Consider the following 25,813-nt stretch of genomic DNA (forward strand, 5'->3'; position numbering starts at 1 on the left):
CAATCCCACGGTTTTCTTTTATAGATTTCGGTCATCTACAGAACTTAACCACTCATCAATTACGCCGACAACTGACTCTACACAGCCATTTTCAAATGGAGAGATTAAATTAGCCTCTTTCACTAATTCCGTAAACGGCATGCTTCCCCCTAATTTGCATAGCTTAACATAATCAGCCCAAGCATCTTCTTGATTCTCTCTTGAACGTTTCCAGAATTGGAATGCACAGATTTGCGCCAATGTATAATCAATATAATAAAATGGAGAACTAAAAATATGCCCTTGCTTTTGCCAGAAGCCACCATTCTCTAGAAACTCATTTCCATCATAATCAAGATGTGGACTATATTTTTTTTCGATATTTCTCCAAGCCTGTTTTCTTTCTTTTGGAGTAGCGGTCGGATTTTCATATACCCAATGTTGGAATTCATCCACTGATACTCCATAAGGAAGGAATAAGAGTGCTGAGCTTAAATGAGAAAACTTATATTTCTCTACATCTTCTTTAAAGAATAATTCCATCCATGGCCATGTAAAGAACTCCATACTCATCGAATGAATTTCTGCAGCTTCATATGTCGGCCAATAGTATTCAGGAATATCAAATCCACCACTAGAGTACACTTGGAATGCATGACCTGCTTCATGTGTTAATACATCAATATCTCCTGAAGTTCCATTGAAGTTAGAAAAAATAAATGGCGCTTTATAATTTTCAATAAAGGTACAATATCCTCCCCCTGCTTTTCCTTTTTTAGCAACCAAATCCATTAATTCTGTTTCTCTCAAATAGGAAAAGAAATCACCAGTTTCTTTTGATAGTTCCTTATACATTTTTTGACCATTTTCAACTATCCAGGCTGGATCTCCTTTAGGAGTAGCATTCCCCGTTAAAAATTCGAATGGTTCGTCATAATATTTTAAGGAGTCGACCCCTATTCTTTTTTGCTGTCTTTCTTTTAATTTTGTTGTTAATGGGACGATATGTTCTTTTACTTGATCTCTAAATGCGGCAACCATTTCTGCATTATAATCGGTACGATACATACGATAGTATGCTAGCTCGACAAAGTTTTCATATCCTAGCTTTTTGGCAATTTCTGTACGAACCTTTACCATATCATCATATATTCTATCTAACTGCTCTTCATGCTCACCAAAGAAAGCAAAACGGGCTTCACTAGCAGCCTTTCTAGTATCACGGTCTTTTGATTCCGTAAATGGCTGCAATTGTGCAAGTGTTCTTTCTTCTCCCTCAAACATTATCTTTGCAGAAGCTACAAGCTTTGTGTATTCTGTTGATAGTTTATTTTCTTGTTGCAAAAGCTCTACTACTTCTTCTGAGAACACTTTTAATTGGGCTTCCGCTAATGCAAATAGCTGATGTCCCCATTTTTCTTCCAATTGTTCTTTAAACTTAGATTTTACAAGCGCTTCGTAATATTTAGTAGTAAGCCCCTCCACCTTAGGAGATACTTCATCCATATAATCTTGTTCTTTTTGATAAAATTCATCATTTGTATCAACAGAGTGTCGAATATAGCATAAATTAAACATTGTAGAAACATCATTTCTTAGCTCGTTTATTTTCTCTATCGCAGTAATTTGCTGCTGAACATGTTCTGCATTATTAAAATCTACTAATAGTTCATTCATCTTAACTGCAAACTCTTCAATATTTGGTCTTTTGTATGTAAATTCCGAAAATTTCATTTATATACCCCCTATTTCTTCTATGTATCACTATAATTATACATGAATATTAACAACACAAATACATAAAAGCGAAATTCGTAAGGAAGATTTATTTCAAATAGTTCCTTCGAAATAAACCTTTATCCTATTTATGAATACTCGCTTTTTACATTATACAATGACTATTTTCCAACTGATAAACCAAGGCGTTTAATTAATTCAATTGCCACATCTTTTTCTCCTGGTGATAGTTCAGACATGATTTCATGGATTCTTTGTTCGTGATTTGGAAAAATGCTTTCAATCAACTGTTTGCCATTTTCCGTTATTTGAGCGAATGTGACTCTTCGATCTGTTGGACAGGCAATTCTTCTTAAATACCCTTTTTCTTCCAGTTTATCAACTACATAGGTAATACTTCCACTTGCTAATAAAATCTTACCTCCTATTTGCTGTAACGGTTGATCTCCTTTATGATACAACAATTCGAGAACAGCAAACTCAGTTGGATTCAATCCATTTGCAGTAATTAATTTATTCACATTTTCATTGATTGCTCGAAATGCTCGAGACATAACAATATATAATTTTAATGATTGTTCAATATCTTTTTTTTCCATATAAAACTTCCCTTATTAGAATAATTCATTATCTCGAATTCAGATAAATTATAGTATTCTCCCTTAGATTTGTCAATTTCTGTAGAACTCCGCCTGTCATTGAGCTTTTACCATTTCATGTTATAATGAAGTTTATACATTGGAATTTCGTTATGGAGAATCTATTAATGAAAATAACTACACAAAAAAAAATTTCGTATATTGTAATCGTTGTTATTCCTATTATGATTACTGCAGTTCTTTTTTTTAATTACCAAATAAATAAAGAAGAAGCCAAAAATAAAGCTCATGCAGAATGGGTTGCTTCCATCCACCAAAAGCAATGGGACTCTTATATAAACAAAGTAGTATCCTCTTTAAATATATTAAGTCTATCTATTCAACCAAATATTGATACACCTAATGAGATGGATAGCTTACTTAAAAAAGTATTTACGAATGAGCATATCTATGGGGGTTTATTTTTACTCGACAGTAAAGGGAAAACGATTGCAGGGGTAAATGATACTTATGATTCCATTGATATTTCAGAGGAAGATTATATATTGGAAGTTATAAACTCAAAGGATTTAGTGATTTCTAATCGAGAAGAAGTATTAAGTAACGGACAGAAGGTATCGGTATTGCAATGCCAATATTAGGTCAACATAATAGACTAGACGCGATTATAACAGCATATCTTCGTGTCGATTACCTTATTAATTTAACGAAGATGTTATCCTCAAAGGAAAATATTGCGATTATGAATGGGCAAAAAGAAACAATTCTCTATATAAATGATGGTGCAACTTTAGGCGAAAATGTCATTAACATGCCGATTGACCGTTTACCTTGGTCAATCATGGTTGAATTAGTAAAACCGAATATTTGGAACATTGTCAAAGCAAATATTTGGATACCTCTGTTCTTCATTCTCATTTTTCACCTTATTTATCTGATTATGATTCTTTACTATCAAAGAAAAGTAAGAAAGGAAGAAACAAAAGAGAATGAAATCCAAAAATTAGAGCTTGTTGGTAATTTAGCTGCTAGTTCAGCTCATGAAATTAGAAACCCTTTAACAGGAATCAAAGGATTGATCCAATTATTAAGTGAAAAACATCAAGATCAAAAGGATCAGCTATACTTTTCCATTATCCAAAAAGAAATTGCTCGAATAAATGAAATTGTAAGTCAATTCCTCATTTTAGGAAAGCCTACAGCACAAAAAAAACATAATATGAATTTAAAAATGATTATAGCAGAACTTAATCCACTTATTATTTCAGAAGCAAATTTATATAATGTAAAGTATATTGAAAAAGTGCCTGATGAAGACATTTATGTACTTGGAATAGCAGATCAAATGAAACAAGTACTGTTGAATTTAACAAAAAATGCACTTGAAGCAATGGAAAATGGTGGTCAATTAGAGCTTACAGTTCGTCCTATTCGTTCAAACGTACTTATTTCAGTAACGGATAATGGTATAGGCATGTCCAGCCGTCAATTAAAGAAAATATTTGAACCATTTAACACTTCGAAGGAATCAGGTACCGGCTTGGGGCTTGTTGTATGTAAAAGAATCATTGAATCATTCGATGGTGAAATACAAATATCTAGTAGAGAAAAGAAAGGAACAAGGGTGAATATTATTTTACCTTTAATAGACTAACAACCTACTTCTTCGCTTCTTGCATGTTCCTTTATATTTCCCTTCTTTCCACAAAGAGGGGAATAACTATTGAACAAAAGATGCTTTTTTCTTTATCCTGATCGTGGACACATGCGGAATAATGGGGTATTAACATCATTTAATTACAGAAGGGCATTGATTTAGATGAGATATTATTAGGTAATTACTGCCATTACCCTTCACCAATATTATTTAATAGTATATTATCTATATACAACCTCAGAATAATTTTTGCGCTTATATTGACTAGCATTAGACCAAAAAATTCGAGTGTTTTTATATTTTCTTTTTATTTGTTTTCTTTTTTCTCGTTCGTAACGAAAAACAAGCTGATATTTATAGATTAATTCATCAAGCTCTTGACTTAACCTAATCGTCTCCGCATCAATAGTACCAAGCTCTTTTGCTGTTTTTATCATTACCTCCCTCTTCTCTTGAATTTCATCTAACAATTCTGTTTTCTTACAATACACCTTTTTCTTCCTCCTAATCAAATTCCAACTTTCAAACAATTCATTATTGTTTACTTGATGAATTATTACAATAAAACAAATAAAAGTAAATAGATTCGCAATATTAGACATTTTTTTAAGAAAAAATAGGTAAAAAGACCTATTTATCTATCTAACCATTACTGTTGTTCGACAAGAAACGTGACGAAAATAGTCGAATGGTATGACTAAAGTAAGCAAACGCTTTCTTTTTGGTTATTTCCGCCCATTATTTCCCCTCATATAAAAAAAGCTAGTACTCTTTATATTAAAAAAGGATTAAATAGATAAAAATCTATTCAATCCTAAATGAAATTTTATAGCTTTATTCCATCTTATTTAAAAATCGGAAGTGTACTTAATCTTTCAATGGCCTCTTGTAATCTATCCACTTCTGTTAATAACCCCACTCGAACATATCCCTCTCCAAATTGACCAAAACCCGATCCTGGAGCCATTGCAATATGTACTGTCTCTAATAAATAATCACTAAATTCTTGTGACGTAAAACCATCTGGTATTTTCAGCCAAGCAAAGAAGGATCCCTCTGGCGCCTTCACTTCCCAACCAATTTCGTTGAGTCCTTTTATTAATATATTTCGTCTCTTTTCATAAAGCTCATTCATCCTTTTTACTCTCTCTTGAGATTCTGTTAATGCCGTGTAAGCAGCTTCCTGTATCGCACCAAATAAACTTACATACAGATGGTCTTGGTAAAGATTAATAGCTGAAATAACACTGCTATTTCCAACTGCAAAGGCTACTCTCCAGCCTGCCATATTAAACGTCTTTGACAATGTATATATTTCAACTCCAATATCCTTTGCTCCATCAGCTTGAAGAAAACTAATTGGTTTCTTTCCATCAAAGCCAATCGCACCATATGCAAAATCATGGACAACACAAATGTCATGCTTTTTACTTAGAGAAACTGTCTCATCAAAGAATTCCTTTGTTGCTATCGCTCCTGTCGGATTGTTTGGGTAATTTAAAAACATTAACTTTGCTTTCTCTAAATCCTTTTCTGCTATATCCTTATAATTGGGCAAAAACCCATTTTGTTCTCGCAACGGCATCATAACTGTTTCTGCTTGTGCTAAAGAAATCCCAGATAAATAGTCGGGATAGCCAGGATCTGGAACCATTACTGTTTCTCCTGGATTTAATAGACATAACGGAATTTCAACAAGACCTGCCTTCCCCCCAAATAAAATAGCCACCTCTGTTTCAGGATTTAAATCTACATTATATTCTTGCTTGTAAAATAGAGAAATGGCCGTTTTTAAATGAGGATAGCCTCTAAAAGGTGAATACTTATGGTTTTTCGGTTCTTCTGCTGCAGCTTGCAGGCTCTGGATAATAGTAGAAGGAGTCGGTTGATCTGGATTACCTTGTCCTAAATTAATCACATCATAACCTCTCTCAATATAGCTATTAACTTTTGTAACTAATGAAGCAAAGAATTGTTCTGGCAAATTTTTCAATAACTGAGATTGTTCATATTTCTTCATATAACTCACACCTTCTTTAAACGATAAAGTGAAACTTCCATCAGGGAAATTTTTCTTCTTTTTCCCCGCTGATGTTAATGGAATCATTCAACCTTTACAAACAGTTGATTATCAAATCTCCTACAAAAAGAAATGAGCGTATTCCTGTCCGTTAATAGTGGGATAATCGCTAAAAATATTTCACTTACTTAAATGATGCAATACAAAAATAATCATTTAATAATTCGCTTTTTTATGATATAACCAAATTACCTTAATAATTGGATTTTTTAGTTGATTATCATTATATAGGAAAATAACGAAGATGAATAGAGGTGTTAGCTTTTGAATTTTCGAATTAGTTTGATTCAAATGGATATTGCATTCGGTAAACCAGAAGATAATTTTCAGCAAGCAGAAGAAAAAATTACGGCCGCTTGCAAAGATAACTGCGATATCATTGTATTGCCTGAGCTATGGTCAACGGGCTATGACTTAGCAAGACTTTCATCAATTGCTGATAATCATGCCAAAAGAACTATCTCTTTTTTAAGTGAATTAGCACTTAAACATCAAGTTCACATCATTGGTGGATCTATTGCGAATAAGAAGGAAAATGGCATATTTAATTCCCTTATTGTTATAGATAAATCAGGAAATGTCGCCCACACCTATGACAAGCTCCACCTTTTCCAATTAATGGATGAACATTTATATTTAAAAAGCGGAACATCAAGTGGATTGTTTTCTTTAGAAGAGAGAATGTTTGCTAGTATGATTTGCTATGATATTCGCTTCCCAGAATGGATAAGAGCACATACAACAAAAGGGGCGGAAGCAATCTTTGTTGTTGCTGAATGGCCAAAGCCAAGATTGGCACACTGGAAAAGCCTCCTTATTGCTCGAGCCATTGAAAATCAATGCTTTGTAATTGCTTGTAATCGCGTTGGTGCAGATCCTGATAATGTCTTTGCAGGACATAGTATGATTATTGATCCATGGGGAGAAATCGTAGCAGAAGCCGGTGAAGAAGAAGAAATTCTAACAGCCTCTGTTCATTTAGATAAAGTTACAGAAGTTCGGAAGACTATCCCTATTTTTACCGATCGCAAACCAGAATTTTATAATTGATTTTAGCATTTTTATAAAAATATTCTAAGTAGAAATAATGAGCAGCCTGAATACACATAAACTTAGACTCCTCTTGGATTTGCGGAGGGCACTGAAAAAGAATAGTATCTCCAAATTAAATAAGAATTTATTTATTTGAAAGCGAATATTAAGTTGGTTTGGAGAGGCGTCCGCTCGACTCCTACGGGAGATGCGAGAAAGTCCGAGACCCTGGCTGTGAAGCGGCTCGGCGCTCGCCCCTATGAGTCACGTGGGCACCTCGGAAAACAATTTGCACATCTAAGTTTAAAAGGCAGTTACTATCAATCATCAATAGCTATCACTTTTTCAGTGATCTCGATTTGCGAGAGTGAGATCCTATAGCCGAAACACGGGGATTAAAAGCTTTCCCATTTGAAAGCAAAGTGTATTTAGGCAGCGGATTATAGCAAAAATATTAACAAAAATACCGATTATTCTTTTAAGGACTGTTTGACTCTGTTGATCAGTCCTTCCTATTTTTTACTTTGCCCACATTTCCTCTGGATTAAGTTCATATATATTATTTTCTCTATACATAAAATGATTAATGATAAATTCTCTTCTAATAGTGGCATAATCATCAAAGTACTGTTTTATATGTTCATTTATTTCTTTTTCCTCATATTTTCTTCCAAAAACTAATCCTTTTAACATGTATTTGAATACTATTAATTTCTTCTTTCTTTGAGCAGGGATATTCTTAAGTCTCCCCTCTGCAGTAAAGAAGTTTTCGATAATTTTTGTTTGTTCCTCATTGTTAACAGTCATTACACTTTCCTCCATTCCTATAGCAAGTTTTTTTAAGGCTTCTGTTTGCTGCAAAATAACAGATTTGTTTAAATAAAAATAAATCGTGTTCTTATCTCTTCTATCATAGACGATATTTATTTCACGCATTTTCTTTAAATGATGTGTAATCGTAGGGGCAGATAAGCCTAGTTTATCTGCTAAAGCTTGCCCATTCCATGGTTTGTTTGCTAATAAAGAAATAATTCTTATTCTCGTTGGGTCTCCCATTGTTTTATAAAAAGCAACCAATTTATCTAATTGCATTCAACCACCTACTTTCATAACCTTCTAATTAGATACTAATAAAAGTAGTTGGTTGTGTCAAGAAAGAAAATCAGTATTAACTAATTCTTTTTTCCTATTGAAAAAACAACAATCTTTTAGAAAACGGACAAAGTTTACGAGATGCTTTCCCTTTTACCTTACTTCAACAAAAAAAGACCTAGTTTACATTAACGGGGTCTTTTGTAATAATTCCATTAGTCTATTTTGTTTATGTTTATTGGAAGTAGGAGGTGAAAAGTCGTACCAATGCCCAGCTCCGACTCTACTTTCACTTTCCCTTTATGGTCTTCTATTATTTGATAAGATACTAATAAACCTAATCCTGTTCCTTTTTCTTTTGTCGTATAAAAAGGCTCTCCGATTCTAGCTAGCTTTTCTTTACTCATCCCTTTTCCATTATCCTGGATTGATATATGGAAGTAATCTTGTTTTACTTCCATCGAAGCCTCGATTTCTCCGCCATCTTCTAATACCTCTATTGCATTTTTGATAATATTTATAAATACTTTTTTCATTTGATTAGGTTCACAGTAAATCATTGGAATTTCTTCTTCGTATTTTTTTATAAATTGAACATTTTGTAATACTGCTTGAGCATGAAGTAATTCCATCGTTTCATTCATAATCTGCCTTAAATCACTTTTTACATATTTGACTACCTGTGGCTTAGCAAGCAATAAAAATTCATTAATAATGGATTCAATTCTCGTTAGCTCCGATTTTATTACCCCAAAGTACATTTCATTTTCAGGAGAAGCCACATCTGTTTCTAATAGTTGAATAAACCCTTTTAAAGCTGTCATTGGATTACGAATTTCATGTGCTATTCCTGCTGCCAATTCTCCTACAACATTTAATGTAGATGATTTCCTCAGTTGTTCTTCCAAGATGGCATTCTCTGTAATATCACGTAGCGTAGTAATACTTAAGCCAGAATAAACATTAAATTTATTTCTATATTCTAGCTGTGTGTACTCCCATTTATTCTGAAATTTCACTGTATATAGTCCTTGATTTTGTCCTTCTTCCTTCAAATGAATTAATTTAGGCTTGATATCTTCGCCTATCGATTTAGCAGGAGGAAGAGTGGATAATAAATCTAGACCGATTACTTGCTCTTTATTTTTGCACAATAGACGTTCTGCCGCTTTATTCATATCTATTATTGTAAATTTCTGATCCCAAATAATAATACCATCAAAAACTTCTTCAAAAATATTTTCGAACATCGCCTTACTTTCTCTTATTTCCTCTTCCATTTTGTATCGTTCCGTTACATTGCGAAAAATACTCATATTTAAACCTTCCACCGAATGGAGTTTTGTTGTAAATTCCAGTATTTTCTTCTGCCCATTTGGCATCAAAAACATTAATTCATCACGATTTTCCTTTTGATGATATAAATTCATGACTATTTCAGCATATTGCTTATCTTTTTTATAAATATAGTCACTAATCTTCGAAGTCAGCAATTGTTCCTTCGTGCTTTCAAAAATTTTAAGAGCAGAGGCATTAGCTGCAATAATTTGCCCTGTTTCTTTCCATAGCATTATCCCATCTAGTGCTTCTGTAAAAAATTCATTATACAAAATTTGTGTTTCTTCTTTTTCTTTCTCTTTCTCTATTTCTTCTGTAATATTTTCGATGATTGTTACAAACCCCATATCATATGGCAAGCAACTTGTTAAGGTTTCAAAATAATGTAATTTATTATTAATTGTTAACGGTAATATGCTACGTTTTGAATGCAAATCAGATTTGGTTATTAGATTGTTAATATTATTTCTTATCATCGAACGCTCTTCTTGTTGAAGGAAGTGGGTTATATTTCTACCGACAACTTGATCAACTTTTAAGTTAAAGTTATCACAAAGAAATGTATTGATATCGCGAATAACACCATTTTTATCAAATATAATGATTCCTACATTTATTGTTTGGAAAGCAGTTGATCGCCTATCCTGTATATGACTCTTTTCCTCTAGTTTTTTTCTCAGAATTGTATTCTCTTTCTCGACTTCGCTTAGTTTCTTCTGCAATTGGCGATATTCTTCTGAATAGGATATACGATCCATCCTAGTGTTACCCTCCTTACAAACGTAGTGTTTACATTATTCTACATAATTTCCGAATTTCCTTTACTTCTGGAAAAAATAAGAGAATAAAACTATTTTTATAAATAGGAAAAGGAAGCTCCCTATTTAAAAGAAACAAATGAATTGTCACAATCTATCCAATATATCCCTTTCTCCCCTATTATTTCTTAATAGAGACCCACAAAAAATTAAACAAATTTAAAGTTTTACCTGCTATGATAAATAAGATTTTTTCTCTTTGGGTTGTTCACCAGTTCATTTCATTTTTGTAATAAATAAAAGTTATTTATTTAACAGATTGACTACATGCGATTAAAACAAGGGATTTTGTGTTATATATAGTTAGTGAAATATATGATATTTCCATTCATGAAAGGATGAGTTTATGAAACAACGGGATTACTACTTTGATAATGCAAAATTTATTTTGATTTTTTTCGTTGTCTTCGGTCATTTTATCCAATCATTTATAAATGACAATCAAAATATTTATACGTTATATAAAGTAATTTACACTTTTCATATGCCGGCATTTATATTAATTTCGGGATTTTTTGCTAAGGGGATTGCGGAAAAGGGCTATATAAAAAAATATGCAAAGAAGCTGATTATTCCTTACCTGATCTTTCAATTAGTATACAGCATTTTTTATTATTTTCTTTATGGAAAGTCGACTTTTGCCATTGAACCGTTAACACCACATTGGTCATTATGGTTTTTAATTAGTTTATTTTTTTGGAACATCTTCTTATTAGCTTTTGTGAAATTAAAGCCGATACAAGGGATTATTATATCCCTACTTTTAGGACTTGCAATAGGTATGATTGACTGGACATCAACCTATTTAAGTTTAACAAGAACATTCGTTTTCTTCCCTTTATTCTTAATGGGCTTTTATATGAAGAAGGAACATTTCAATTTAGTTAAAACGAGAAAAGCTAAAATTAGCGCTATTATCATTTTCGCTCTTGTTTTTATCGGTTTTCATTTCTTTCCGTCGATTAATTATCAATGGTTATTTGGTTCTAAATCTTATGAGACATTAGGAGAAGGGTATATTGCAGGAATGGCAATGCGAGTATTTTTCTATATATTAAGCTTTCTAATGATTTTTTGTTTTTTCACATGTGTACCAAAAAGGGAGTATTTTTTTACTAAATTTGGTAAATCAACGTTATATGTATATTTATTACACGGTTTCTTTATTCGTCTTTTTAGACAAAGCGATTTGCCGGATATATTTGTATCTCCGAGATCCTATGTGATGATTGTCGTTGTATCATTCTTAATAACGATGCTGCTTTCAAGCAATATAATCATTTCTTTAACACAGCCGCTGATTGAGTTAAGAAGTTCAAAATTGAAACAACTACTCTTTAAACGGTCGACATATACTTCGAATAGATAGATTTTGAAGAATCTTCCCATCAGTTACGGATTCACTGATGGGAAGATTTCTTTATTTCCTTCTAGCTTTTCCCTTTACTTTATCTTTTGTTAACGCTTCTGTATCAAAGAATTTGCTTGCATTAACATCGCCAAATTCTTGACCAAATTCTACATTTGAGCTCTCTGTTTGTTTACGATTCTTTTGTTTTTTCGACATTTAATTTCCCTCTCTTCCTTGCTTAGAATTTCGATTAGCACCTTTGATTGGGTTCTCGCCTCTGCTAAATTCAGCAGAAAATTCCGTTTCTTGGATGTTTTTCTTCGGAGTTTTACTATATTTTTCTACACTATTTAATTCAGCCTTGCGCTTTGCCATTTTTGTCATCTCTCCTTTCACACTTACATTCTTATTATTCACAAGCAAAAAGAAGATATGCTTCCCTACATTTGTTAAAACGGAATAAGGTACACAAGTATTCTAACTATAAAAAAACCCAAACAAGTACAATCCTTGTTTGGGTTTTTAATTAGTTAAATAGGGTGTTTTCGTAAAGGTGGTGTTTCACCCAATAATGATTCGTTCTTTTGGATAGTGGAAATTATCTTTTTTCTCTTTTCCACCGATGATATAGATGAATGAAGTCAATCCAATTCTTCCGATAAACATGAGGAGCATAATCACACATTTTCCAAAGTTAGATAATTCTGGAGTCAAGCCTAAGGAAAGCCCTGTAGTACCGAAAGCAGAACAAACTTCAAAAAGGATTGCAATAAGAGGGGCATTTTCAGTTATGGAAAGAGCAATAACAGCGACAATACAAATTCCAGTTGCAAATATTGTTACTACTAATGATTTTATTATATCCTCTTCATGTATTTCTCTTTTAAAGATCTTTATATGTCTGTTTCCATTTGCATAATGATAAATAAATAATATGTTTAAAGCAAAGGTTGTCGTTCGTATTCCACCACCGACTGAACTTGGAGAAGCACCGATAAACATAAGAAAACAAAAAATAAGCAATGTCGTAATAGAAAATGCATTTAAATCCATTGTTGCTAACCCACCGCTTCGTGTAGACGTAGAATGGAAAAAGGCATTAAAGAATATTTGGTGCCAGTTCATTCCTGCATAATAATTACCCCATTCTAAAAGAATAAACATAATTGTTCCAAATAACAAAAGAAAACCAAACGTCATGGTCGTTAACTTTGTAAATAAAGAAAATTTAAGATTCACATTCCCTTCTTTTGGAAAAAGATAATTCTTTCCTTCAATTAATACAGGAAAACCGATTGCTCCCAATGTAATTAGAATGATATTTACCAACTGTACAAAATAATCATCCTTAAATGGAATAAGAGATTGTCCTGTTAAATCTAAACCTCCGTTTGTTGTAGCACTAACGGACGCAAAAGCTCCATGTAAAAGAGATTCTTTCCAGGTAGGATAATAATTATGGAATTGCAATGTAAGAATAATAGCTCCAACAACTTCAATGATTACAATAATTTTAAAGATTTCTCTAATTAAATTGACTAACCCTGACAGATTAGACTGATTGTGATCAATCATAATTAACTGTCTCTCTCTTAATCCTATCTTCCTCCGAAAAATCATCCAGAAAAATGTTCCTATAGCCATAACGCCAATTCCGCCAAATTGTAAAACAAGCATTAAGATGATAATTCCATATGTACTATATGTCTCTGCGATATTAATTACCGTTAGTCCTGTTACACTTACTGCTGTTACTGCAGTAAAAAGTGTATCCATAAACGATACCGTTACTCCTTCTTTATGTACACCTGGTAAACTCAATAACAGAACAGATATACTAACTGCTAATATATAATAGCTGGTTATCATTTGCGCAGGAGTTAGGTTTTGAAGGACTAACTTAAACTTCTTGCCCATTAAAAAACAATCCCTTTCTTTCAAAGCTAATTAATAAAGAACCTCTTTAATAAGATCTTTTTTTCTATGCATGAATAATAAACAGTATAAGTTATCTATCCCTAGTCGTACAACCTTATATTATAATTGTTTATTTAACTTTTATAGAGGCACTGTAACATTATACGATACGCAAATGTAGTTGGGAAAGATTCATTTTTTTGAAATTCTTTTCATAAAGCAAATGACAAGAACAAATTTTTCAAAAAATTTATGTTGATTGTAATTTATCCTATTTTCTCCCATATAAACAAACATTACCACTAATGAACTTCAATAAAATCCATATATTATTAATACAGAATCATTTATCATTTCCATATAAATTGCAAATGAATTTGATAAATAATCACTGTACTATTAATAAGGAGGAAGAAAAGAATGGCTTCTAGTAATAAATTATTAGTTCCGGGAATTGAACAATATTTAGATAGTGTGAAATATGAAATTGCACAAGAATTTGGAGTAAATTTAGGATCAGATACCGTTTCTCGTGCCAACGGCTCTGTTGGAGGAGAAATTACAAAAAGACTTGTTCAACAAGCACAAGCAGAACTATCAGGTAAAACACAGTAATATCGCTAATCTAGCGTAGTTTGTTGAATAAATTATTAGAAAAAGCCATTCCAAAATATGGATGGCTTTTTCTAACCTTTTATGCATTGCTTTCCTTTGTTTTAACAGCTTCTTTATTGGAAAAGAAATATCCCCCAATTGCAATTGCTACTAATACAACCCAGAAAATCCCTTTCCATATTTTAGATTCTGGAAAATGTTCATCTAGGAATCCTACAGATGGATGTGCTAAAGTAAATACAGCCAATTTCACACCAACCCAACCAACAATTAAAAATGCTGCTGTTTCAAGAGACGGGCGGGAATGAAGTAACTTGACAAACCAGTTTGCTGCGAAACGCATGATGATTAATCCAATCAAACCACCCATGAACATAACTAAAAATTGTCCGCCATCAATTCCACCAAGCGAAAACCAATTTGTTTTTGGTAAGGTAATTGCAAGCGCAACTGCCGCTAACATAGAATCGATTGCAAAAGCAATATCTGCTAACTCTACTTTTAAAACAGTCATCCAAAAACCAGATTGTTTCTTCGTCTTCTTCTCCTTATCCCCTTCATTCTTCTTCGCATATTTGCCATAAATATTATGCACCGCAATGAAGAGAAGATAAATGGCACCTATCGCTTGAACTTGCCATACGTCTACCAAAAACGAAATCATAAATAATGTAGCAAAACGGAAAACAAACGCACCCAATAGGCCATAAAAAAGCGCCTTTTTTTGTTGCTCAGCAGGTAAATGTTTAACCATAACCGCCATAACTACTGCATTATCTGCTGCCAATAACCCCTCTAATACAACTAGAATTAATAAAACCCAACCATACTCTAATAACATGCTCGCATCCAATAATTTTTCCCCCTTTAGGTATTTATTTGTATACTTCCTATTAGCAGGTTTTGCTACAACTCTCGTTATTATGTACAAAAGTGCGCAAAAAAGACCTTTGCCAAATAGGCAAAGGTCTTGCTAAGCACTAATATGCCAACAAAGCCGATGGCAAATGCCATGAACTGACGACTTTGTTTTAGGTATCAACCTAAAAGCTACTCCCCTTTGAGTAGTATACAAATATTAATATGTATTAATTATATACATAGTTGAGCTATTTTGCCAATAGTTTTTTCTATATTTTTTTATTTTACTGATAATTTTTTGAATAAACATAATGAATCCTATGCTTCCACCCTATATCTAGGATCTAGCATACGTTTCACAAATGTCTCTTTTTCCTATAATAGATTAAACAATACTTTACTATATGACCGCAAATGATACCAGGTATCAAAAAAACCATCGGTAAAAAAACAGGACCGAACAATACGCCAAATAGCTTCAACTTTGTTGAATAAAAAACGCCCACCGTAACAAAATATGCGCAAAAAACAAATGGCAAAAATGCGTATTCATTGTCTGTATCCATTACTTCTTTATAAGCATCCCACATCGCAAACATATATAAACACGGATAAAACAATATCCATTGAAAGTCTATTACGTTTATCGCTTCTTGGATATTGCCACAAAAACTAAGCATAATTGCCATATTGAAGTTACTTTTCGCATTTATAATAAACTCTAAAATAACAAACAATGTTCCTTTCCAATATTTTTTCAATAACAACTGACTAAAACCTGGAAGTGCAATACTCCACATGATTGCTTCAAGTCTACTTAGGCCCTTCATTGGTATCACCATCTATTTTTCTGTACCTACTTATATAATTATCAAAATAGTGATTTTTTATACAAAATGAATTTCTAAATTTTTACATCATTAAAAAACTTACTATACTGCACCAATATTCTTATTTATCCACCCCTCTCCTCTTGCTTATGAGAATTGCAGAAAGATAGTTGGTGATGAAGTTGCGTTATATTAAAATAGAATAAACAAAAAAAAGGCCAAATGGCCTTTTTTTAAAGTATCTGAGATAAGAAAGCTTTCGTCCGTTCATGCTTAGGATTGTCAAATAATTCTTCTGGTTTACCCATTTCTACAATTTCTCCTTTATCAAAAAGGATAATACGGTCTGCTACTTGTCTTGCGAATCCCATTTCATGTGTTACGACAAGCATAGTCATACCAGATTCTGCCAGAGTTTTCATAACATCTAATACTTCTTTTACCATTTCTGGATCGAGTGCAGATGTAGGTTCATCAAATAGCATTATCTTAGGCTGCATCGCTAATGCTCTTGCAATTGCAACACGCTGCTGTTGCCCACCTGATAATTGTCCAGGGTATTTATTCGCTTGTTCAGGAATACCTACCCTTTCTAGCAAATCCTTTGCAATTTGCTCCGCTTTTGTTTTCTTCCACTTTCTCACCCAGATAGGAGCTAAAGAAATATTTTTCAAAATTGTCATATGTGGAAATAAATTAAAGGATTGAAATACCATTCCCGTTTCTTTACGAATCTCTTCAATATTTTTAACATCATCGGTTAATGCAATATCATCAACAATGATTTCACCTTTTTGAAATTCTTCTAAAGCATTAATCGTACGAATAAAGGTTGATTTGCCTGACCCAGATGGTCCTAAAATAACGATAACCTCTCCTTGCTTAACCGTAAGATCTACATCCTTTAATACATGATGATCTCCATACCATTTATTCAATTTATTTACTTTAATAATATCTTCTCTCTCCGTTAAAGGGGTTGTTAATTTATTTACTCCAAATACACTTTCCATATAATCCGATTCTCCTTTCTATCTCGTTCCAACACCAAGTGATTTTTCGATATGTTTACTTACATGGGACATTAAAAAGCAGAAAATGAAGTATATAAACGCAATGACAATGTATAACTCCATATATTTTCCTAGATATTCAGGGTTGGCAGCGATTTTTTTCCCCATACCAAGGAAATCCGCTAATCCTATCACCGCAACCAATGATGTATCTTTAAAAACAGAAATAAATTGTCCAACCATTGCAGGAATAACGGCTTTTAAGGCTTGTGGCAAAACAACAAAAATCATTACTTTGACATTATTTAACCCAAGTGCCTGTGCTGCTTCGAATTGTCCTCTCGGAATCGATTGTAATCCACCGCGAATATTTTCTGCTAAATATGCGGCACTAAATAGGGTGAATGCAATCATGGCACGAACAACATTGTCTAATTGAATACCTCCAAGAAACATAGGAAGCAATAATTGTGCAATAAATAAAACCATAATGAGAGGCATTCCACGAATTAATTCTATATACAGAATACAGCAATACTTTATTATAGGCAGTTTACTTCGTCTACCTACTGCAAGTAATAAACCTATTGGAAAAGAACAAATAATTGCTACCGACGCAATTACTAAAGTTAATAAGAATCCTCCCCAAACATTTGATTTTACAGGCTCTAATACTCCAAATCCGTTAATGATAGAAAGACAGATTGGAATATATAATATCCATAGTACAAGCATAGGAATTTTTAATTTTGGAACATATTTCCCAACGAAATAAAAAACAACAATCGTAGCAATACATGAAAACAAGTATACTTTGGATTCATTTTCTGTATACGGAAGAATGCCGAATACTAATAATAGAGCACCAAGACTAATTGCTACATGACCGATTATCCCTCTCCAAACTCCCCAAGAAGTACCTAATAACACAGACATAAATAAAAGGGATACCCACAATCTCCAAATTTCTTCTATTGGAAATTGCCCAACAAATAGTAGTCTCAAATTATCAGTGACAACATTCCATTCACTGGCAAATAAAAATTTCCCTATATTTGCAAGTAAATAAATTGTAAACATTAGGGTCACAATCGTTACTATTGCATTTTTCCAGTCTTTAAATAAATTATTTTTAAGCCATAACTGTAGTTTTTTCTGACTATTTAATTTTGTGGTTTCCATAACTGGTTCCGTGTTTTCTAATTGTATATTATCCAATTCGCTTCCCTACCTTTCTACCAGCTGGAATTTTTTGTTGAAAAGATTCATTAACAGGGATGTAGTTAAGCTAAACAGTAAATATACAGAAATTACAATTAATAGTGTCTCTAACGTATGTCCCGTTTGATTAATGATTGTATTTCCGATTCCAACAATATCTTGATATGCTACCGCCATCGCTAAGCTTGAGTTTTTTATTAAATTTAAATACTGGCTTGTCAACGGCGGGATAATTATTCTGATTGCCTGTGGAAAAATAATTAACCGAAGCGCAGTGCGACTTTTAAAGCCAAGTGCTTTTGCAGCTTCTGTCTGTCCTTTTGGAACGCCCATAATTCCAGCACGGACAATTTCTGAAATATAAGTAGATGTATAGATAGTTAGTGCCACGAGCACAGACATAAACCCAATAGATAAAGATGTTCCACCATCAAAAGAATTTCCATTAAAAACTGGAACAGATAGACCAAATGGGCCATTTCCTAAAACAAGAAAAGTAATAATCGCGCCAATTACTATTAATCCGATACTGGAGATTAGTGGATATGTAGATTTACCTGATTCTAATGATACCTTTGTTAATATTCTGAATAAAAATACACTACCTACAATGAGGAGAATGAGTACGATTAACCAAATAAGCGTATTATCTTGTAATGTAAACCATGGGATGGATGCCCCTCTATTAGAAAAATAGAAAGAACCGATAGAGAGTGCTTCTTGTATTTTTGGCATCGGTAAAAATACGGCAAAATTCCATATAAATATTTGTACCAAAAGGGGAGTATTTCTAAAAACCTCTACATATACAGTAGCCACCTTGCTTACTAACCAGTTATCAGATAAACGTGCAACACCCACTATAACTCCGATAATACTTGCAAATATAATTCCAAAGATAGAAACCTTAAACGTATTTAATAATCCTACCAATAATGCACGTATATATGGATCATCAGGTGTATAGCTAATAATAGATTCTGAAATCGGAAAAGATGCTTTTAAAGTTAAATAATCTAATCCTAATGTCAATCCTATTTGTTCAAGACCAGATATCACATTATTGACCATAAAAATAATCACTGTTCCTACTATAATGACAAAGAGGATTTGAGCAATAATCGGTATTATTTTTCTATTTCTCCAAAGAGGAGTCGATGTTGTCTTTTTTACTTCCACTCTTTCTCACCTCTCACCTAAAAGAATAGGGGGAACTCAAAAGGGTATGACAATTTGAGAACCCCCTTATTTTTCAACTTAATAATTCATATTAACGGAACGGAATAGAGTACAATAATCCGCCATCGCTATATAATGCATTTTGTGTACGTTCTAATTTGAACACTGTATCAGGACCTAAGTTGCGATCATAAATTTCACCATAGTTACCGACTTGTTTAATTACTTGGTAGGCAAAGTCATTAGATAGTCCTAATTGTTCACCAAGGTTTCCTTCTACTCCTAATAAACGTTGAATTTCTGGATTTTCACTAGTTAAGAAATCATCTACGTTTTGAGACGTAATACCAAATTCTTCTGCTTGAATTGTTGCAAATACAATCCAAGTTACCGCATCTGCCCATTTTTCATCTCCATCTTTAACAGCTGGAGCTAAAGGTTCTTTTGAAAGTGTTTCATCTAAAATAATGTGCGCATCTGGATCTTGTAATGTAGACTGACGAGAAACCAGTCCTGATTTATCAGTTGTCCATGCATCAATAGAACCTTGCTCATATGCAGCTATAACAGCATCAGCGTTATCAAATGTTTGAGCTGTATAATTAACTCCTGCAGCTTTCATTTGATCCGCTAAGTTTAATTCAGTTGTTGTTCCTGTTTCTACACCAATTGTTTTTCCTTCTAAATCTTGTAACGTTTTGATATTACTATCTTTCGGTACCATAATTCCTTGCCCATCGTAGAAAATTACTGGAGCAAAGCTTAAGCCTACTTCGGCATCACGGTTTGTTGTCCAAGTTGTGTTACGTACTAACACATCAACTTCACCAGACTGAACAGCGGTGAAACGGTCGGTAGCTGATAATGGTCTAAATTCAATTTTCGTTGCATCTCCAAGTACTCCTGCTGCAATTGCTTTTGCAAAATCAACATCAAAACCAGTATTTTCTCCATCTGATCCTATGTATCCAAAGCCAGGAAGTGCATCATTAATACCAGCTTTTAAAGTTCCTCTTTCTTTAATAGTATCAAGTAGACTGCTAGAATTTGATGTTTCTCCACTGCTACCATCCTCGTCAGATCCTGTCTTACTTGAACAGCCGGCTAAAGCAAGTACAAGCACTAGTAAAATGCTAAGAGTAAGCGAAAAACTTTTTTTCATGCAACATATCCCCCTATTATCTATTTTGTTATCATACTATCAGACTTCCATTTAACGAATATTCAATCTTTTTAACTTAATAGAATACTCTTATTGCATCGAAAGATAGTATCATCATTGCTAAATTGCTAACAAGTCAAATATGTTAACATTTGTTTGTTAACTTTTATAACAACTTGTTTTTATTATACCTATTTTTTTTCTAAATACAAATAGTTTTTTGAAAACTTTTAATTTTTATAATTATCGAGTGTTAATTATTTATTTAGGCAAACAAAAACTATATATATCAGTAATTCGACTATCGAAAGACTTTTATTCCTACTATTAAAACAAATAATTTATTAATTATTTTAATAATTATCAGAAAAAACAAATAGTATTCTTCTGAAATATATTATATTAACATAACATTCCCTCTCCTTTTTCAATAAACACTTGTTTTCTTCATCTATTTTTCTTCCTACATTTGTTCAAAAACCTGACATACTCTTTTGACAGATATCCTCCTTTCTATAATATCTATTTATTTATTTATTGATTGACCCTCCAAATGAATCTATCTAAATAGATTACATCAGGTCGCTTGGAAACAAGGATTATTCCAAATAAAAAAAAGACTGTTCCAGCCATGGAACACCCTTAACCAAACGGGGGGATATCCATTTGAAACAATCTTATTTCTATCTTATTCTTGTTCATCCATCGGATTAAATAATTTCACTTCTGGATTTTTATCTTGGAACCATCTTAAGGCAAATTCATTTTCAAATAAAAATGCTTTTTTACCGAAACGATCCTCCACCAATAAGCTTCTTCCACTAGAAAGATTTTCATTCACTTCTTCATCTACTAGCCAACGAGCAATTTTAGAGCCAACATGTTCCATAATTACTTCAACATTGTATTCATTTCTCATGCGGTGCTCAAACACTTCAAATTGCAATTGACCTACTGCTCCAAGAAGATAATCTTCTGTTTTAACAGTCTTATACAGCTGAATTGCTCCTTCTTGAACAAGCTGCTGAATCCCTTTATGAAAATGCTTTTGTTTCATTACATTTTTTGCTGTTACCTTTACAAAAAGCTCTGGTGTAAACTGTGGTAACTTTTCATACTGAAAGGATGTTTTACTAACGGTTAACGTATCTCCAATTTGATAAAACCCTGGGTCATATAATCCAATAATATCCCCACTAACTGCTTCATTTACAGTGCTTCTGTCATCTGCCATAAATTGAGTCGATTGAGCTAACTTCACTTGTTTTCCAGTTCTCGGTAAATTAACAGTCATTCCTCGTTCGAATTTCCCAGAACAAATCCGTAGGAATGCGATACGATCACGGTGAGCTGGATTCATATTCGCTTGAATCTTAAAAATAAACCCTGAGAATTCCTCAGAAAGCGGATTAATCTCGCCAACAGAAGAGTTTCTTGCTTGTGGCGATGGAGCAAATTGCAAGTAGGTTTCTAAAAACGTTTGAACTCCAAAGTTACTTAAGGCACTCCCAAAAAATACTGGTGTTAAATCCCCATTGTTAATTTTCTCCTCAGAGAATTCATTCCCCGCTTCATTTAATAGCATAATTTCTTCTAACGTTTGATCATATAAGGAATCCCGTTTAATTGGATGGTCTCCCTCAATTTCGCCATCTTCATTCAGCGGAATATACTTATCAGTATCTTCTACACGGAACTGTTCAATCCGCTTATAAAATCGATCATATATTCCTAGGAATTCTTTTCCCATTCCAATTGGCCAATTCATTGGATAGGACTCTATTCCCATCACTTCTTCCAATTCTGCAAGTAACTCAAGAGGTGCTTTCCCTTGGCGATCCAATTTATTTATAAAAGTAAAAATAGGAATACCCCTCATTTTACAAACTTTAAATAGCTTTAATGTTTGTTCCTCTATCCCTTTTGCAGAATCAATAATCATGACAGCACTATCAACTGCTGTAAGTGTACGATAAGTGTCCTCACTAAAGTCTTGGTGACCTGGTGTATCCAAAATATTTACGCGTGCATCTTGATAATCAAATTGCATCACACTGGAAGTAACAGAGATTCCTCTTTGCTTTTCTATCTCCATCCAGTCACTTGTTGCATATTTCCCTGTCTTCTTCCCTTTAACAGTTCCAGCATCGCGAATAGCGCCACCGAATAGTAATAATTTTTCCGTTAATGTCGTTTTACCAGCATCCGGATGGGAAATAATCGCAAAGGTGCGACGTGACAGTACATCCTGTTTAAAATTCTTTGACATGTTACTTTCCTCTCTTTTTACGCTTTCAAATTTAGTCCATTCCCTTATATTATCTCGATATATCAAAGTTTGCAATGGGTTTAAATGTATTTAAACTAGTTTTATTTCGACTATTTTCTTCTATATTCTCAAAGAAGCTTTAATTTCTTTTGCTCTCCCCCATACTGTTCATTATAGCTTAGAATTTATTTCCTCTAATACGCTGCCAATTGGTTCATGAATAACGATATCTGCAATCCCATCCATTTCTGTTGGTTCTTTGTTTACTATAATTAACTTAGCTCCCGTTTCACTTGCTAGCATTGGAAATTGATTTGCTGGTGATACTGATAAAGAAGAACCTAATACTAAAAAAACATCTGATTTAATGGCAGCTTCTTCTGCCGTTAAAAAAGGCTGTTCTGGGAGCATTTCACCAAAGAGTATAATGGAGGGTCTCAATACACCACCACAGCCACATGTATAATTATCATGTAGATATTCTTCACTTAGATAGCTTCTTCCACACGTTTCACAATGAACCTTTTTTAGTGTCCCATGTAGTTCAGCGACTTTCTCACTTCCTGCTTCTTGATGAAATCCATCAACATTTTGGGTAATGATTTGTTTTAAATACCCCTTTCTTTCCCATTCAGCCAGAATTTCATGCCCTTTATGTGGCTTGAAGTCATGGATACCTTGTACTCTTTTTCTATAAAAATCGGTGAATTCTTGTAAATGATTATTTAAGGCATTCGTACTGGAAAGATATTGCTTTTGTTCGGTTGTCCATAATCCACGGTTAGCTGACCGAAAATCTGGTAATCCACTTTCTGTTGACATACCTGCACCTGTAAATACAACTAAATGATTTGCAGACTTGATTAATTTTACTAATGAAACCATCTTACACTCCCCCTTACGTACCTCTTATCCCTTCATTTTATCAAATGGATGAAAGTACTCAAAATCAATGTTCTTTCCTATTAATTTCGATTGGTTTCCTACTCTTTCCTTCTGTTATAATGAATGAAAGAAAATATCTATTATTGGAGACTATAAGTCATTTCTCCAATCTAACATTTAAAGGTGATGAAAGATGAAACAGATAATAGATGCACATATTCATTTAGATCAGTACAGCAGAGACGATATACTTCGTTTTGCTATGGAAGAAACAGTGCAATATGCCATCAGTGTTTCAAGTAATTTAGAATCATGTAAAAAAACGAAAAAACTGAGCCAGGAGTTCGCTTTTATTAAAGCCGCATATGGATATCATCCCGAACAATCTATCCCTTCTGACAAATCCTTATCTGCTCTATTTACATGGATGCACGAAAATCAAGAAAGCATGACTGCAATTGGTGAAGTTGGTTTGCCCCATTATATACGGAGAAAATCTCCTTCTTGCATTCCTTTAGAACCTTATATGGAAATTTTGGAGCTATTTATTATATTTGCAAAAAAATTAGAAAAACCCGTTATTCTACATAGTATTTACGAAGAAGCAGATATCGCTATTCATTTACTTGAAAAACACAGCTTCTCAATGGCACATTTTCACTGGTTTAAGGGAAATCCCAAAACAATTGAACAAATGATATCAAATGGTTATTCTATTTCCATTACTCCTGATTTATTATATAAGGAAAAAACTCGCCAACTTGCAAAACTATACCCAATTGAAAATATAATGGTAGAAACAGATGGCCCTTGGTCACTCGAAGGACCTTATCACCATCAAAAAACTGTTCCAATGATGATTCACGATACCGTTCACTATTTATCGGCAATTAAAAACATTACATTACCAGATATGTACAACCAGCTTTTGAAAAACACGAAAAATTTTTACTCCATTTAATTGATCGCTATAGTAGTAGAGAAAAGGAGACTGATCCCTTCGAATCAGTCTCCACCTTTTCAACATTTTACCATTTGAAACAAGCTGCACCTACAATGATTAAAAGAATGAATAAAACAACGATTAAGGCGAAACCTCCGCCGTAACCTCCACCACCATAGCCATAGCTAGGATATCCACAACCACCATATCCGTACATTCTAGTTCCTCCTTTTACATTCTATTCAGTTACGGATTATTAAAATCCGCCGTAACCCCAAGAAGCACCGATAATCACCAATAAAATAAATAATACTACTAAAAGAGCGAAACCTCCGCCGTAACCTACTCCAACTTCACCCATGAATAAAAACCTCCTTTTTTTGATTCCATATATCCTATTCAGGAATCTAAAATGTGCGATAGACAAATGCACATTTTTTAGGTTTTTTAACCAGTTTTGACTTTGAGCAAATTGTTCTCCCTTAGATTTCCTTTTCTTTTTTACTTTATTTGCGTAAATCCAAAAGGTTTTATTATCGTCAAAAAAACAAAAAAATGTTTTCATATATGGTTTTATATCAAACCGTATATGAAAACACCCTTTTAGTAAAATTTACTTAGATTTATTTTTCGTCTTCTTTTTTTGGTACTAAATGAAATATTTCATGTGATTCCAAACTATCTACAAACCGATCTAGCCAATTATAGTAATTGATTGCATAATTTAATTTTTCTAAGTCATTTTCCGCATCTTTCTTAACATCTTCAGAAATATCGTCTTTATTTATTAAGACTCTTAATTCATTAATGGACTTTTCAATGGCATACACATTTTCCGTAATTGCCAATCTCCATTTGATCGTGAAAAAATCGATAAATGATTGATACCAATCTTCTTCCGCCTTATATAAATCTTTTCGAACACCTTTTCGCCAAACTTTGTCCACCATTTTCAATTCAAGTAAGGTTCGAACCGATGTACTCATACTGGTTTTACTCATCCCCAGCTCTTCTTTCATTTCGTCAAGAGTCATTGGGTCTTGCTGGAACAATAACATCCCATATAATCTACCAATTGATTCTGTTACACCATATAAATCCATATTTTGTGCTACAGAATCAATTACTCTCTCTCGAGCAATATTTAACTGCTCCCTATCCGTCATTTATCATTCACATCCATATTTTATGTTTACTTAATCATTTTAATAATGATTATTTCAATAATCAAGGTG

Annotated in this window: 25 protein-coding genes, 1 pseudogene and 1 riboswitch; of the genes and pseudogenes, 6 read left to right on the forward strand and 20 right to left on the reverse strand. The window is 33.1% G+C overall.

Annotation, left to right across the window (positions count from 1 at the left end; all coding sequences use genetic code 11):
- Positions 1 to 18 precede the first annotated feature (18 nt).
- Positions 19 to 1,713, reverse strand: a complete 1,695-nt coding sequence (locus ACTQ5K_RS03895) for a M3 family oligoendopeptidase (RefSeq protein ID WP_031534147.1) — start codon at positions 1,711 to 1,713, stop codon at positions 19 to 21.
- A gap of 164 nt (positions 1,714 to 1,877) precedes the next feature.
- Positions 1,878 to 2,315: a MarR family winged helix-turn-helix transcriptional regulator gene (locus ACTQ5K_RS03900; RefSeq protein ID WP_031534145.1), complete on the reverse strand. Its 438-nt coding sequence runs from the start codon at positions 2,313 to 2,315 to the stop codon at positions 1,878 to 1,880.
- Positions 2,316 to 2,482: 167 nt separating this feature from the next.
- Between ACTQ5K_RS03900 and ACTQ5K_RS03905 the strand changes: the two genes are divergently transcribed.
- A complete protein-coding gene (locus tag ACTQ5K_RS03905; protein ID WP_441993741.1) occupies positions 2,483 to 2,956 on the forward strand; it encodes a hypothetical protein in 474 nt (157 codons plus the stop codon).
- On the forward strand, positions 2,944 to 3,969 hold the full coding sequence (locus ACTQ5K_RS03910) for an ATP-binding protein (RefSeq protein WP_441993742.1): 1,026 nt from the start codon (positions 2,944 to 2,946) through the stop codon (positions 3,967 to 3,969). Before ACTQ5K_RS03905 ends, ACTQ5K_RS03910 begins: the two co-directional genes overlap by 13 nt.
- Positions 3,970 to 4,193: 224 nt before the next feature.
- Here the strand turns inward: ACTQ5K_RS03910 and ACTQ5K_RS03915 are convergent, their stop codons facing one another.
- Positions 4,194 to 4,463: an aspartyl-phosphate phosphatase Spo0E family protein gene (locus ACTQ5K_RS03915; protein ID WP_051640897.1), complete on the reverse strand. Its 270-nt coding sequence runs from the start codon at positions 4,461 to 4,463 to the stop codon at positions 4,194 to 4,196.
- Positions 4,464 to 4,816: 353 nt separating this feature from the next.
- Positions 4,817 to 5,992, reverse strand: a complete 1,176-nt coding sequence (locus tag ACTQ5K_RS03920; RefSeq protein ID WP_441993743.1) for a pyridoxal phosphate-dependent aminotransferase — start codon at positions 5,990 to 5,992, stop codon at positions 4,817 to 4,819.
- Between the two features lie 324 nt (positions 5,993 to 6,316).
- Here ACTQ5K_RS03920 and ACTQ5K_RS03925 point away from each other — a divergent pair, with 324 nt between their 5' ends.
- Complete coding sequence (locus tag ACTQ5K_RS03925) at positions 6,317 to 7,102, forward strand: carbon-nitrogen family hydrolase (protein WP_031534138.1); 786 nt, start codon at positions 6,317 to 6,319, stop codon at positions 7,100 to 7,102.
- 501 nt (positions 7,103 to 7,603) lie between these two features.
- Here the strand turns inward: ACTQ5K_RS03925 and ACTQ5K_RS03930 are convergent.
- On the reverse strand, positions 7,604 to 8,176 hold the full coding sequence (locus ACTQ5K_RS03930) for a metalloregulator ArsR/SmtB family transcription factor (protein ID WP_251627372.1): 573 nt from the start codon (positions 8,174 to 8,176) through the stop codon (positions 7,604 to 7,606).
- A 215-nt stretch (positions 8,177 to 8,391) separates the two neighbouring features.
- The gene (locus tag ACTQ5K_RS03935) at positions 8,392 to 10,272 is read right to left on the reverse strand and encodes a PAS domain S-box protein (protein WP_031534133.1); all 1,881 of its coding nucleotides are present in this window, start codon (positions 10,270 to 10,272) and stop codon (positions 8,392 to 8,394) included.
- Positions 10,273 to 10,678: 406 nt separating this feature from the next.
- Here ACTQ5K_RS03935 and ACTQ5K_RS03940 point away from each other — a divergent pair, with 406 nt between their 5' ends.
- On the forward strand, positions 10,679 to 11,701 hold the full coding sequence (locus ACTQ5K_RS03940) for an acyltransferase family protein (protein WP_441130672.1): 1,023 nt from the start codon (positions 10,679 to 10,681) through the stop codon (positions 11,699 to 11,701).
- A 51-nt stretch (positions 11,702 to 11,752) separates the two neighbouring features.
- On the opposite strand, the gene ACTQ5K_RS03945 is transcribed toward ACTQ5K_RS03940, so the two are convergent.
- From ACTQ5K_RS03945 to ACTQ5K_RS03955, 3 genes are all read right to left on the reverse strand, one after another.
- Positions 11,753 to 11,899 carry a hypothetical protein gene (locus ACTQ5K_RS03945; RefSeq protein ID WP_192840939.1) on the reverse strand — a complete coding sequence of 49 codons (147 nt, stop codon included), beginning with the start codon at positions 11,897 to 11,899 and terminating at the stop codon, positions 11,753 to 11,755.
- Positions 11,900 to 12,058 (reverse strand): hypothetical protein, encoded by a 159-nt coding sequence (locus tag ACTQ5K_RS03950; RefSeq protein ID WP_441993744.1) that lies wholly within the window; start codon positions 12,056 to 12,058, stop codon positions 11,900 to 11,902. It lies immediately after the preceding gene.
- A gap of 186 nt (positions 12,059 to 12,244) precedes the next feature.
- The gene (locus tag ACTQ5K_RS03955) at positions 12,245 to 13,600 is read right to left on the reverse strand and encodes a TrkH family potassium uptake protein (RefSeq protein WP_235250193.1); all 1,356 of its coding nucleotides are present in this window, start codon (positions 13,598 to 13,600) and stop codon (positions 12,245 to 12,247) included.
- Positions 13,601 to 14,020: 420 nt separating this feature from the next.
- Between ACTQ5K_RS03955 and ACTQ5K_RS03960 the strand changes: the two genes are divergently transcribed.
- The gene (locus tag ACTQ5K_RS03960; protein ID WP_235250218.1) at positions 14,021 to 14,215 is read left to right on the forward strand and encodes an alpha/beta-type small acid-soluble spore protein; all 195 of its coding nucleotides are present in this window, start codon (positions 14,021 to 14,023) and stop codon (positions 14,213 to 14,215) included.
- 79 nt (positions 14,216 to 14,294) lie between these two features.
- On the opposite strand, the gene ACTQ5K_RS03965 is transcribed toward ACTQ5K_RS03960, so the two are convergent.
- From ACTQ5K_RS03965 to ACTQ5K_RS04000, 8 genes are all read right to left on the reverse strand, one after another.
- Positions 14,295 to 15,068, reverse strand: a complete 774-nt coding sequence (locus ACTQ5K_RS03965) for a TerC family protein (protein ID WP_031534127.1) — start codon at positions 15,066 to 15,068, stop codon at positions 14,295 to 14,297.
- A 122-nt stretch (positions 15,069 to 15,190) separates the two neighbouring features.
- Positions 15,191 to 15,286, reverse strand: a riboswitch (yybP-ykoY riboswitch).
- 146 nt (positions 15,287 to 15,432) lie between these two features.
- Entirely contained in the window at positions 15,433 to 15,906 is a 474-nt protein-coding gene (locus ACTQ5K_RS03970; protein ID WP_441130669.1) for a hypothetical protein, read from the reverse strand.
- A 233-nt stretch (positions 15,907 to 16,139) separates the two neighbouring features.
- Positions 16,140 to 16,919 carry an amino acid ABC transporter ATP-binding protein gene (locus tag ACTQ5K_RS03975; RefSeq protein WP_031534123.1) on the reverse strand — a complete coding sequence of 260 codons (780 nt, stop codon included), beginning with the start codon at positions 16,917 to 16,919 and terminating at the stop codon, positions 16,140 to 16,142.
- Between the two features lie 18 nt (positions 16,920 to 16,937).
- Positions 16,938 to 18,137 (reverse strand): amino acid ABC transporter permease, encoded by a 1,200-nt coding sequence (locus ACTQ5K_RS03980; protein WP_031534120.1) that lies wholly within the window; start codon positions 18,135 to 18,137, stop codon positions 16,938 to 16,940.
- A 9-nt stretch (positions 18,138 to 18,146) separates the two neighbouring features.
- On the reverse strand, positions 18,147 to 19,319 hold the full coding sequence (locus tag ACTQ5K_RS03985) for an amino acid ABC transporter permease (protein WP_031534118.1): 1,173 nt from the start codon (positions 19,317 to 19,319) through the stop codon (positions 18,147 to 18,149).
- A gap of 91 nt (positions 19,320 to 19,410) precedes the next feature.
- Positions 19,411 to 20,481 carry an amino acid ABC transporter substrate-binding protein gene (locus ACTQ5K_RS03990; protein WP_031534116.1) on the reverse strand — a complete coding sequence of 357 codons (1,071 nt, stop codon included), beginning with the start codon at positions 20,479 to 20,481 and terminating at the stop codon, positions 19,411 to 19,413.
- Between the two features lie 688 nt (positions 20,482 to 21,169).
- Positions 21,170 to 22,750 carry a peptide chain release factor 3 gene (locus tag ACTQ5K_RS03995; protein WP_031534114.1) on the reverse strand — a complete coding sequence of 527 codons (1,581 nt, stop codon included), beginning with the start codon at positions 22,748 to 22,750 and terminating at the stop codon, positions 21,170 to 21,172.
- 171 nt (positions 22,751 to 22,921) lie between these two features.
- On the reverse strand, positions 22,922 to 23,635 hold the full coding sequence (locus tag ACTQ5K_RS04000) for an NAD-dependent deacylase (protein ID WP_441993745.1): 714 nt from the start codon (positions 23,633 to 23,635) through the stop codon (positions 22,922 to 22,924).
- A gap of 193 nt (positions 23,636 to 23,828) precedes the next feature.
- Between ACTQ5K_RS04000 and ACTQ5K_RS04005 the strand changes: the two genes are divergently transcribed.
- Entirely contained in the window at positions 23,829 to 24,596 is a 768-nt protein-coding gene (locus ACTQ5K_RS04005; RefSeq protein WP_031534110.1) for a TatD family hydrolase, read from the forward strand.
- Positions 24,597 to 24,663: 67 nt separating this feature from the next.
- Here ACTQ5K_RS04005 and ACTQ5K_RS04010 read toward each other — a convergent pair.
- The 3 genes and pseudogenes from ACTQ5K_RS04010 to ACTQ5K_RS04020 all read right to left on the reverse strand — a co-directional run.
- Positions 24,664 to 24,747 (reverse strand): annotated as a pseudogene (locus tag ACTQ5K_RS04010) (YjcZ family sporulation protein); the annotation flags it as partial.
- A gap of 87 nt (positions 24,748 to 24,834) precedes the next feature.
- Complete coding sequence (locus tag ACTQ5K_RS04015; RefSeq protein ID WP_081836530.1) at positions 24,835 to 24,939, reverse strand: YjcZ family sporulation protein; 105 nt, start codon at positions 24,937 to 24,939, stop codon at positions 24,835 to 24,837.
- Positions 24,940 to 25,201: 262 nt separating this feature from the next.
- Positions 25,202 to 25,744 carry a GbsR/MarR family transcriptional regulator gene (locus ACTQ5K_RS04020; protein ID WP_031534108.1) on the reverse strand — a complete coding sequence of 181 codons (543 nt, stop codon included), beginning with the start codon at positions 25,742 to 25,744 and terminating at the stop codon, positions 25,202 to 25,204.
- Positions 25,745 to 25,813 lie beyond the last annotated feature (69 nt).

Origin of the sequence: Niallia sp. Sow4_A1, assembly GCF_052116745.1 — a bacterium.
Classification (GTDB): Bacteria; Bacillota; Bacilli; order Bacillales; family Cytobacillaceae; genus Niallia; species Niallia hominis.

Bases quoted from the DNA above. Each gene is read 5' to 3' on its own strand.
- ACTQ5K_RS03990 (WP_031534116.1), bottom strand. From the start codon at position 20,481: ATGAAAAAAAGTTTTTCGCTTACTCTTAGCATTTTACTAGTGCTTGTA.
- ACTQ5K_RS03905 (WP_441993741.1), top strand. From the start codon at position 2,483: ATGAAAATAACTACACAAAAAAAAATTTCGTATATTGTAATCGTTGTT.
- ACTQ5K_RS03935 (WP_031534133.1), bottom strand. From the start codon at position 10,272: ATGGATCGTATATCCTATTCAGAAGAATATCGCCAATTGCAGAAGAAA.
- ACTQ5K_RS04005 (WP_031534110.1), top strand. From the start codon at position 23,829: ATGAAACAGATAATAGATGCACATATTCATTTAGATCAGTACAGCAGA.
- ACTQ5K_RS03940 (WP_441130672.1), top strand. From the start codon at position 10,679: ATGAAACAACGGGATTACTACTTTGATAATGCAAAATTTATTTTGATT.
- ACTQ5K_RS03945 (WP_192840939.1), bottom strand. From the start codon at position 11,899: ATGTCGAAAAAACAAAAGAATCGTAAACAAACAGAGAGCTCAAATGTA.
- ACTQ5K_RS04015 (WP_081836530.1), bottom strand. From the start codon at position 24,939: ATGGGTGAAGTTGGAGTAGGTTACGGCGGAGGTTTCGCTCTTTTAGTA.
- ACTQ5K_RS03930 (WP_251627372.1), bottom strand. From the start codon at position 8,176: ATGCAATTAGATAAATTGGTTGCTTTTTATAAAACAATGGGAGACCCA.
- ACTQ5K_RS03970 (WP_441130669.1), bottom strand. From the start codon at position 15,906: ATGAAGGGCCTAAGTAGACTTGAAGCAATCATGTGGAGTATTGCACTT.
- ACTQ5K_RS03950 (WP_441993744.1), bottom strand. From the start codon at position 12,058: ATGGCAAAGCGCAAGGCTGAATTAAATAGTGTAGAAAAATATAGTAAA.
- ACTQ5K_RS03895 (WP_031534147.1), bottom strand. From the start codon at position 1,713: ATGAAATTTTCGGAATTTACATACAAAAGACCAAATATTGAAGAGTTT.
- ACTQ5K_RS03975 (WP_031534123.1), bottom strand. From the start codon at position 16,919: ATGGAAAGTGTATTTGGAGTAAATAAATTAACAACCCCTTTAACGGAG.
- ACTQ5K_RS03960 (WP_235250218.1), top strand. From the start codon at position 14,021: ATGGCTTCTAGTAATAAATTATTAGTTCCGGGAATTGAACAATATTTA.
- ACTQ5K_RS03900 (WP_031534145.1), bottom strand. From the start codon at position 2,315: ATGGAAAAAAAAGATATTGAACAATCATTAAAATTATATATTGTTATG.
- ACTQ5K_RS04020 (WP_031534108.1), bottom strand. From the start codon at position 25,744: ATGACGGATAGGGAGCAGTTAAATATTGCTCGAGAGAGAGTAATTGAT.
- ACTQ5K_RS03955 (WP_235250193.1), bottom strand. From the start codon at position 13,600: ATGGGCAAGAAGTTTAAGTTAGTCCTTCAAAACCTAACTCCTGCGCAA.
- ACTQ5K_RS03910 (WP_441993742.1), top strand. From the start codon at position 2,944: ATGCCAATATTAGGTCAACATAATAGACTAGACGCGATTATAACAGCA.
- ACTQ5K_RS03920 (WP_441993743.1), bottom strand. From the start codon at position 5,992: ATGAAGAAATATGAACAATCTCAGTTATTGAAAAATTTGCCAGAACAA.
- ACTQ5K_RS04000 (WP_441993745.1), bottom strand. From the start codon at position 23,635: ATGGTTTCATTAGTAAAATTAATCAAGTCTGCAAATCATTTAGTTGTA.
- ACTQ5K_RS03995 (WP_031534114.1), bottom strand. From the start codon at position 22,750: ATGTCAAAGAATTTTAAACAGGATGTACTGTCACGTCGCACCTTTGCG.